The organism is Microcystis sp. M090S1 (assembly GCF_020246295.1).
Taxonomy (GTDB): Bacteria; Cyanobacteriota; Cyanobacteriia; order Cyanobacteriales; family Microcystaceae; genus Microcystis; species Microcystis aeruginosa.
The window spans coordinates 24,675-32,976 of record NZ_JADBTF010000507.1 but is presented as its reverse complement, the minus strand read 5'-3'; the positions used below and the strand labels follow the sequence as shown (position 1 = coordinate 32,976).

Annotated in this window: 11 protein-coding genes, 1 tRNA gene and 2 pseudogenes; 13 read left to right on the top strand and 1 reads right to left on the bottom strand. The window is 43.3% G+C overall.

Translation table 11 applies throughout. The annotated features are described in order from the left end of the window. Positions 1–245 (bottom strand): hypothetical protein (locus IM477_RS22485; RefSeq protein ID WP_287733543.1); only part of this gene is annotated, 245 nt, incomplete at its 3' end. Here IM477_RS22485 and IM477_RS22480 point away from each other — a divergent pair. The 13 genes and pseudogenes from IM477_RS22480 to IM477_RS22420 form a co-directional block, all read left to right on the top strand. Further along, positions 150–365, top strand: a pseudogene (locus IM477_RS22480) (IS701 family transposase); the annotation flags it as partial. The gene IM477_RS22485 and the pseudogene IM477_RS22480 sit on opposite strands and share 96 nt — an antisense overlap. A 459-nt stretch (positions 366–824) precedes the next feature. Beyond that, positions 825–2,552 carry a succinate dehydrogenase/fumarate reductase flavoprotein subunit gene (locus tag IM477_RS22475; RefSeq protein WP_149979524.1) on the top strand — a complete coding sequence of 576 codons (1,728 nt, stop codon included), beginning with the start codon at positions 825–827 and terminating at the stop codon, positions 2,550–2,552. A gap of 83 nt (positions 2,553–2,635) precedes the next feature. Further along, positions 2,636–2,709 (top strand) — tRNA-Met (locus IM477_RS22470). A gap of 204 nt (positions 2,710–2,913) precedes the next feature. Next, on the top strand, positions 2,914–3,600 hold the full coding sequence (locus IM477_RS22465; RefSeq protein WP_287733542.1) for a DUF3782 domain-containing protein: 687 nt from the start codon (positions 2,914–2,916) through the stop codon (positions 3,598–3,600). A gap of 154 nt (positions 3,601–3,754) precedes the next feature. Beyond that, positions 3,755–4,201, top strand: coding sequence for a hypothetical protein (locus tag IM477_RS22460; RefSeq protein WP_287733541.1), 447 nt, complete (start codon positions 3,755–3,757; stop codon positions 4,199–4,201). Between the two features lie 39 nt (positions 4,202–4,240). Then, positions 4,241–6,307, top strand: a pseudogene (locus tag IM477_RS22455) (tetratricopeptide repeat protein); the annotation flags it as partial. Positions 6,308–6,351: 44 nt separating this feature from the next. Next, positions 6,352–6,579 (top strand): type II toxin-antitoxin system Phd/YefM family antitoxin, encoded by a 228-nt coding sequence (locus IM477_RS22450; RefSeq protein WP_002774562.1) that lies wholly within the window; start codon positions 6,352–6,354, stop codon positions 6,577–6,579. Continuing rightward, positions 6,576–6,710, top strand: coding sequence for a hypothetical protein (locus IM477_RS22445; RefSeq protein ID WP_002753982.1), 135 nt, complete (start codon positions 6,576–6,578; stop codon positions 6,708–6,710). Before IM477_RS22450 ends, IM477_RS22445 begins: the two co-directional genes overlap by 4 nt. Before the next feature lie 13 nt (positions 6,711–6,723). Further along, positions 6,724–6,927, top strand: a complete 204-nt coding sequence (locus tag IM477_RS22440; protein WP_002732229.1) for a RelB antitoxin-like protein — start codon at positions 6,724–6,726, stop codon at positions 6,925–6,927. A gap of 96 nt (positions 6,928–7,023) precedes the next feature. Next, positions 7,024–7,308: a DUF2442 domain-containing protein gene (locus IM477_RS22435; protein ID WP_002767949.1), complete on the top strand. Its 285-nt coding sequence runs from the start codon at positions 7,024–7,026 to the stop codon at positions 7,306–7,308. Between the two features lie 19 nt (positions 7,309–7,327). Beyond that, positions 7,328–7,546, top strand: a complete 219-nt coding sequence (locus IM477_RS22430) for a DUF2283 domain-containing protein (protein ID WP_287733540.1) — start codon at positions 7,328–7,330, stop codon at positions 7,544–7,546. Between the two features lie 108 nt (positions 7,547–7,654). Then, positions 7,655–7,957, top strand: coding sequence for a DUF433 domain-containing protein (locus tag IM477_RS22425; RefSeq protein WP_002795644.1), 303 nt, complete (start codon positions 7,655–7,657; stop codon positions 7,955–7,957). Next, positions 7,958–8,221: a DUF5615 family PIN-like protein gene (locus IM477_RS22420; RefSeq protein WP_231859671.1), complete on the top strand. Its 264-nt coding sequence runs from the start codon at positions 7,958–7,960 to the stop codon at positions 8,219–8,221. It abuts the gene before it with no gap. The last annotated feature ends 81 nt before the right edge of the window (positions 8,222–8,302 follow it).

The following is an 8,302-nucleotide window of genomic DNA, read 5'->3' as shown; positions in this document are numbered from 1 at the left end:
GCAGGGCTTGCGGTGTCAGTCTGTAGAGCGACCATAAGACCAGAACAGAGTAAATCTGTTAAGGCAGGTGCGAAAAATCCTTCGGGAAAGAAGCAGAAACCCAAATCGTGAGGTTTGGGAATCACCGTCCGTTTTACGGCGGCGAGGATGTCAACAAACAAGTCTGTAATATTGAACGCTTTTTCGTTCGTGATGAGTGGGCAATTCGTAATCATTTCTTTGGCGCTCTCCGTGCTTTCTGTCATCTTCAGACTGCCGGCCTTAATCAACTGATTAACAACTGCTATGAATTTGCCCGAAAGCTATTTATCCCTGTTATTCGCCAATTTATTATGGAGAATGTTACGGAGACTATGTTCGCATAAACTTGCTATGCCTATTTGAGGCTTTCTGTCAATGCGTAACTTCTATGATGTATGATATTAAAATAGGGGGCTGGGTAAGCAACCGCTGGAAAAACCCAGTCATCGCCGGATGAACGCACCTTGAAAACTAGAGTTATGGGGTTCTATAGGGGAATGCTCCTATAGGTAAAAATTCTCAGCACCAAGTACCAGAGAAACCAAGTATTTTAGAGGTTTTGAACTGTATCGTGGGGACCCCCGAAAACAGGCTTCTGTAAGGTCGCGAAAGTCTGAGGAGAGAACCACCTCTGGGTTGGATTTCGCCAGGAATCTAATTCAAGTGGACTCGTTGAGCCAGAAATTCTCAGCAGTGATGCTAGAAGAATCCACGTCGTAAACGGCGTGGGGTATGTCAAAAAAACTGACTTCTGAGCAATTCTCCCCCCACCATAGAAACAGAAGCCCGGAGGAAAATCAGCCATGAAAGAACACGATGTAGTTATAGTGGGCGGTGGGTTAGCAGGATGCCGCGCCGCCTTAGAAATCAAACGCCTCAACCCGACTATCGATGTTGCTGTCGTTGCCAAAACCCACCCAATTCGTTCCCACTCCGTCGCTGCCCAGGGAGGTATCGCCGCCGCCCTGCAAAACGTTGACCCCAAAGATAATCCCAAGGCCCACGCCTACGATACTGTCAAAGGTTCCGATTTTCTGGCTGACCAGGATGCGGTGGATATCCTCACCCGAGAAGCCCCCGAAGTTATCATCGAATTGGAACATCTAGGCGTGTTATTCTCCCGTCTCGAAGATGGACGCATTGCCCAAAGAGCCTTTGGCGGTCACAGCCATAACCGTGCCTGTTACGCCGCCGATAAAACCGGTCACGCCATGCTGCACGAATTAGTCAGCAATTTAGGCCGTAATCAGGTAAAAATCTACGATGAATGGTACGTTTTGCGTCTTATCCTCGAAGAAGGTACGGCTAAAGGGGTAGTAATGTACCAAATCGCCACCGGACAGTTAGAAATCCTCCGGGCAAAAGCAATTATGTTCGGGACGGGGGGCTATGGTCGCGTTTATAACACCACCTCCAACGATTTCGCCTGTACGGGAGACGGTTTAGCTTTATCGGCAAAAGCGGGTATTCCCCTAGAAGACATGGAATTTGTCCAATTTCACCCCACTGGACTCTATCCCGTCGGTGTTTTAATCTCGGAAGCGGTCCGGGGTGAAGGCGCTTATTTAATCAATAGCGAAGGTCGTCGTTTTATGGAAGACTACGCCCCCTCGCGCATGGAATTGGCACCCCGGGACATCACTTCCCGGGCCATTACCCTAGAAATTCGCGCCGGCCGGGGGGTAAATCTGGACGGTAGCGCCGGGGGTCCCTTTGTCTATCTGGATTTACGCCATTTAGGCCGGGAAAAAATTATGAGTCGCATTCCCTTCTGTTGGGAGGAGGCCCACCGTCTCGTCGGTGTCGATGCGGTAGAGGAACCGATGCCTGTACGTCCTACAGTTCACTATTGTATGGGCGGCATTCCCGTTAATACCGATGGTCGCGTTCGCTTAAGTGCCGATACCCTCAGCGAGGGCTTTTTCTCCGCCGGGGAATGTTCCTGTGTCTCTGTCCACGGGGCCAATCGTTTGGGCAGTAATTCCCTGTTAGAATGTGTGGTCTATGGGAGAAGAACCGGCAAATCGATCGCTAAATACGTCGAAAAACGCGCTTTTCCCGTCTTTAATCCCGATATTTACCTTCAGGATGCTAAAGAGGAAATCACCGCTTTATTGACCAAAAAAGGCACGATTCGCATCGGTCAACTACGTCAGCAATTCCAAGACTGTATGACCCAACATTGCGGCGTTTTTCGCACCGAAGCGACCATGCGCGAGGGAATTAAACAAATCGGCGAATTAAAGCGCCAATACGAGCAGATTTACCTCGATGATAGGGGGGATTGCTGGAATACGGAACTAATCGAGGCCTGGGAATTACAAAGTCTCATGGTGGTGGGGGAAATTATCCTCACCTCTGCCCTCAATCGTCAAGAAAGCCGAGGGGCCCATTCCCGCGAAGATTTTCCCCAACGGGATGACCAAAATTTCCTTCAGCATACCCTCGCCTACTATTCCCCCTCGGGCATCGATATCGACTATATGCCCGTGGTGATTCAGGATTTCACCCCCGTGGAACGTAAGTATTAACCTCTGGTCGGACGGTAAATGTAAAGGAATATTACAAACTCCTTGGCATTTACCGAGATTTAGTTCTATACTAGATAAAGCAACGCGGGATAGAGCAGTCTGGTAGCTCGTCGGGCTCATAACCCGAAGGTCAGTGGTTCAAATCCGCTTCCCGCCATTACTAATAAAGCCAGTTTTAAATAGAGCGGAACGTGATAGGCTTCAAACATTGCCAGAAATTTATCACATAAAGCCATTAAACGGGAATCTAGACCAGAAGCGATCGGTTTATTAAGATCGGGGCTAAATTCCCGATAAACTGGCACATTCGGCCGAGTTGCTAGAATAGGATCGGCTTTGCTCAAATAGACAAGAACACCCCATGTCAGAAGCTATTACGATCGCCGATATTTACAAACTGTTTGAAAGAACCGAGGCTCAATTTGCCGAGTTCCAAAAAGAAGCCGAACGCCGCAATGTTGAAGCCGAGCGCCGCAATGTTGAAGCCGAGCGCCGTAGTGCTGAAGCGGACCGCCGCAATGCTGAAGCTGAACAACGAAATGCTGAGGCTGATCGCCGCAGTGCTGAAGCCGATCGCACGATGGAAGAATTGAAAAAGCAGGTACAGGCCACCACCGAAGCCGTCAATAACTTAACCACCCGTTGGGGGCGTTTTGTCGAAGAAATGGTAGAGCCGGCGGTTGTGCAGTTATTTCAAGAACGGGGGATTGATGTCACCCAAACCATGAGTCGCTTAAAAAGTAAACGTCCCGGGGCAGCGATGGAAATTGATATTCTGGCGGTGAATGGCAGTGAGTTAGTGGCGGTGGAGTGTAAATCTCGACTCTCGAAGGATGATGTAGATGACTTTCTTGATCGATTACAGCGATTTAAGTTAGCCTTTCCCCAATTTCGAGACTTTCAGGTTTATGGTGCAGTAGCGGGGATTGAAATCGATCAGGGGATAGATAGTTATGCTTATCGGCGCGGTTTATTTGTGATGAAGCAATCAGGAGAAACGGTTAAAATCATCAACGATGTTCAGTTTCAGCCTGTGGGTTTTGCTTAACTAACAATGGGCGTATTAAAATTAGTTATTCCTTTGGAATCGAGAACAATCAAATAAATGCGATCACCGATTCATTGATACGGCGGTTTAAGCAAACGTTATTCTTTTTTGGGAAAAACTGTATCATTAGAAAAAAATCAAGAGGTTTTTGTTGATGGAACCACTCTTAGTGACTTTGATAACTTGGGCCACGAATATTGCTCCCTTGGCTGGTGCTGCTATTGCCACAGGTTTTTTAGGCAAGACTGGGGAAAATCTTAACGATTCCTTGTTGGCGACACTGCAACGCAAATTTCCTACCTCGCCAACCTTAAATTTATTAACCGCAGGCAAAGCACCTGAAGTTGAGCAAGCCGTCATTGACTTGGAACCTGTATTAGCTGATTCGGAAGTTACAGAATTATTAACGGAAATGCGGGCGTTGATGAGCAGTAACCAGGAATTAGCCGCTAAGTTAGCCGCAACGGAAAAACAGATCCGCAATACTCAAATTAACAAGGATCAATCCCAGGGTTATCAATTCAACAAAAATGTTGAAGCTAAATTTTTGGGGGGAAACCATAACCATTACTATACCAGTGACACTAACAAAGAGCATTAGCTGGAGTCGTCTGGTAGGGAACAGACAAAGTTAGCCCCAACGCAATCAGCAACCCTAAATACCACACCTCCGCCAGTAGATGAATGGCAGGGACGACAGGATGAAATCAAGGAACTACAAACCGCCCTCAGCAATGACAAAGTACGCTTAATCGGGATAACCGCCGCAGGAGGCTATGGGAAATCGGCTTTAGCGGTGAAGTTCAAAGAGAAGTTAAACCCTCATTGGCGGGTGTTATGGGTTAGTTTTAGGGAGCGTTATTCAGTAGCGCAATTTGGACGCTGGTTATTAGAAAATTTGGAGCAACCCTACGATGAAAAATGGAACGATGAGACGTTAATTCAGCAGATGATACGGGGACTGATTACCTCACCTTGTCTGTTGATTCTCGACAACTTAGAAACAGTAGTTCAGACGGCGGGAGATTCAGTTTATGGGGAATTTTTGAGCCGTTGGTTGGGGTCGGGAAACCAGAGTAAAATCCTGATTACCAGTCGGGAACAGCCGAGTTTTGTAGCCAATTTAACGCGGCGTTGTCATTGGTTGCGCCTGGGGGGATTAGCAGAAGCCGACGCAATCCAGTTGGTGAGGGTGAATTACGGTTTGACAGGAACTAATCAAGAATTAGCCGAATTTGTCCACAAGATGGGACGACATCCTCTCTTAATGCAACTGGTTTGTAGTTGGATGAGTGATGAATTTGGAGAAGGGGTTTCTGTCACCGAGTCGCAAAATTTGGGCTTGAATCTGTTTGATGTGGAGGGTTATCACCGCGACACAGAAACCTGTGTTAGAGAAGTGATTACCGCCAGTTTAGCGCGATTATCGAAAGAGTTTAGGGAGAGTTTAACGCGGTTGTCGGTATTGCGCGAGAGTTTTGATTTAGGGTTAGCGCAGGCATTAACCCCAGAAATAACTGACCAAGATTTACGACATTTTGCTCGTTTATCCTTATTACAAGAATTTCCCCCCGAATACAATGTAAAACCGCGACGGTTTGAGTTTTTGCCTTTAATATCAATGGTGGTGCAAGATCAAGCAAATCCTGAAACATTGCGATCCGCCCATCAATTAGCCTTAGATTATTATTTAGCTCATTTACCTGTCCCTCCCTGGGAATCCTTGGAAGATTTGAAGGAATATTTAGAGGCGTTTTACCATGCAGGAGCATTGGGAGAATGGCAGTTAGCTTACGATATTTTGAATGAGGATCGAGGAGGAGAAGAGAAAGATAAATCGGTTAATAGTTTTTTAGATTTACAAGGATTTTATCGTAAGCAAGCAGATCATTATGAACAGGTGATTGCAGGGAGTCAACGGGAACAAGTTTGTTATCGTAACTCGTTAAGTTATTTGGGAAGTTGTTATCGTTCCTTGGGACAGTACGAAAAAGCGATCGCCTATCACCGGCAATGTCTCGACATCAGTAAGGAAATAGAAGATTGGCAAGGGGTGGCAACTTCTCTATGTGGTTTAGGCAATTGTTATAAGTCCTTGGGGCAGTATGAAAAAGCAATTTTCTATCACCAGCAATGTCACGACATCAGTGAAGCAATGGGCGATCGGAAAGAGGTGGCAATTTCTCGCGGGAATTTAGGCAATTGTTATGATGACCTAGGACAGTATGAAAAAGCGATCGACCTCTACCAGCAATATCACGACATCAGTGAAAAAATCAGCTTTCGGCAAGGGGTGGCAATTTCTCTCGGTAATCTAAGCAATTGTTATGATGACCTAGGACAGTATGAAAAAGCGATAGAAGTCTATCAGCAATCTCTCGACATCAGTGAAAAAATCGACGATCGGCAAGGGGTAGCATTTTCTCTACATACTATAGGGAGTATATTGCTCAAACTAGAAAACTACAGCGAAGCAGAAAGAAAAATTCAAGCATCCTTAGTAATTTCTCAAGCTATTGGTTATAAATATTTAATCGCCTATAGTTTAAGAGTCCTTGCGAAAATTGCCCACCAAACTAATCGCCCTGAACTTGCCCTCAGCCATTGCCAACAAGCACTTGAATTATGCCAAGAATTGGGGATTCCCTTGTTTAAATATTGTGAAAAACTGTTAGGGCAAATTCAGGCTACGTTAGAGAATAATTAAGGTAAATTATTATCTCAAAAATTAATATTTAACTGAACAAAGCTATGATAAAACTAACTTTAAACGAAGCCCAAAGTCAACTACCTGACCTCCTTAAAGCTGCCTCAAAAGGTGAACAAGTTATTATCCAGAATCATGAGGGTCAAGACTTTCAACTCATTTCTCTTCCTACTACTGTTAAACATCCCCAATATGGAAGCGCAAAAGGCATCGTTAAAATGCTTGACAATTTTGATGATCCCATCGAAGAATTTGAGGAATATATGCCATGAAAATTTTAATGGATACCCACGCCTTTTTATGGTTTATCGAAGGTGATAATAATCTTAGTGATGCTGCTCGTTCTCTGATCGAAAATAATCAATATCAAATTAGAAGGGGATTAGAAACCCAAGCAAAATGAGGAACAATTAATTATGAACATCAAAGATTATCCCTTTGCTCAAGACTTGATTACAGATAATCAAGGTCAGATACAGCAAGTTATTATTAACTTTGAAGACTATCAACAAATAATAGAAACCTATGAAGATACTGGACTCTATCGCGCCATGATAGACGTTAAAGATGAAACTCCCTTAACTTTGGAGGAAGCTTTAATTGAATTAGAAAAAGAATGAAAATCAACTATCTTCCTACTTTTATCAAAGCTCTTAAATTTTTTCCTAATATTTGACTAAGTTGAGAACCAGTTAAATAGAATAAACGGATAAACCATGCTAAAAGATATTATTGAAGTGAAACCTCTAAATAATTATCAACTTTATCTTAAATTTGAAGATAATCAAGAGGGGATTATTAATCTTGAAGAAATTATCGAGTTTGTTGGCATTTTTCAACCGCTAAAAGACTTAGATTTTTTTAAAACCGTCAAAATCAATCCTGATTGGGGAACAATTTATTGGGAAAATGGGGCTGATTTAGACCCCGATGTTCTTTATTCTCTCATCACGAATCAATCTCTTAACGACTTAGAAAAAGATGACTTACAACTTATTTAAAGTAGAGGAATTTTAAGCCATGAAAATCACCTACTTTCAAGATACGGACACTCTATATTTAGAGTTCAATAACAATCCTATTGTCGAGACTCAAGAAATCAATGAAAATACCTTGGTCGATCTTGATCAGCAGGGGAATATTTGTGCAATCACCTTGAAACAGGCCAAAAGCTTAACGGGTCTGAATGCTTTTTCCCTCGAAACTATTGTCGCGCCTCAATTAGCTTTAAGTTTATAAGAGTTGTCATAATAAAATTATTCTATAAACCTTGACGTGATATAATATATATAACATTTGGGCGCAGATTCCTTGTGACCCTATAATCGGACAAATTCGTTATTATCAATGACAACAACTTTAATCAATCACATTGAAATTACCCCAGAAACTTGTGGCGGTAAACCGCGCATCGCAGGTCATCGCATCAAAGTCCAAGATGTCGTTATTTGGCACGAACGCCTGGGAATGTCACCCGATGAAATTGTTTATCATTATCCCAGCATTACTTTAGCTGATGTTTACGCGGCCCTTTCTTACTATCACGATCACCTTGAAGAAATTAGACAACAAATCACAGATGATGATACCTTTGCCAAGGAAATGCAAGCTAAAACACCTTCTCTAGTCCAAGAAAAACTAAAAAAATGAATGGGCAATAAAATTAAATTTCACCTTGATGAAAATGTAAGCTATAACATTGCTCTTGGATTGCGCCAGCGAGGCCTTGATGTTACTACCACTCCAGAAGAAAATTTATTGGGGGTATCCGATGAAATACAATTGCAATTTGCCTTAGCCAATGGTCGCGTGATTTTTACTCAAGATACTGATTTTTTAAGAATCAATCAATCATCTATAACTCATGCAGGAATTGCTTACTGTCCCCAACAAAGTAAATCATTGGTCAAATAATTCGAGGACTACTCTTAATCTGGGAAATTCTTGAACCAGAAGAAATGTATAATCACATAGAGTTTATATAGAACAGCATGA

Bases quoted from the DNA above. Each gene is read 5' to 3' on its own strand.
- IM477_RS22450 (WP_002774562.1), top strand. From the start codon at position 6,352: ATGATAAAACTAACTTTAAACGAAGCCCAAAGTCAACTACCTGACCTC.
- IM477_RS22460 (WP_287733541.1), top strand. From the start codon at position 3,755: ATGGAACCACTCTTAGTGACTTTGATAACTTGGGCCACGAATATTGCT.
- IM477_RS22440 (WP_002732229.1), top strand. From the start codon at position 6,724: ATGAACATCAAAGATTATCCCTTTGCTCAAGACTTGATTACAGATAAT.
- IM477_RS22435 (WP_002767949.1), top strand. From the start codon at position 7,024: ATGCTAAAAGATATTATTGAAGTGAAACCTCTAAATAATTATCAACTT.
- IM477_RS22465 (WP_287733542.1), top strand. From the start codon at position 2,914: ATGTCAGAAGCTATTACGATCGCCGATATTTACAAACTGTTTGAAAGA.
- IM477_RS22475 (WP_149979524.1), top strand. From the start codon at position 825: ATGAAAGAACACGATGTAGTTATAGTGGGCGGTGGGTTAGCAGGATGC.
- IM477_RS22430 (WP_287733540.1), top strand. From the start codon at position 7,328: ATGAAAATCACCTACTTTCAAGATACGGACACTCTATATTTAGAGTTC.
- IM477_RS22425 (WP_002795644.1), top strand. From the start codon at position 7,655: ATGACAACAACTTTAATCAATCACATTGAAATTACCCCAGAAACTTGT.
- IM477_RS22420 (WP_231859671.1), top strand. From the start codon at position 7,958: ATGGGCAATAAAATTAAATTTCACCTTGATGAAAATGTAAGCTATAAC.
- IM477_RS22445 (WP_002753982.1), top strand. From the start codon at position 6,576: ATGAAAATTTTAATGGATACCCACGCCTTTTTATGGTTTATCGAAGGT.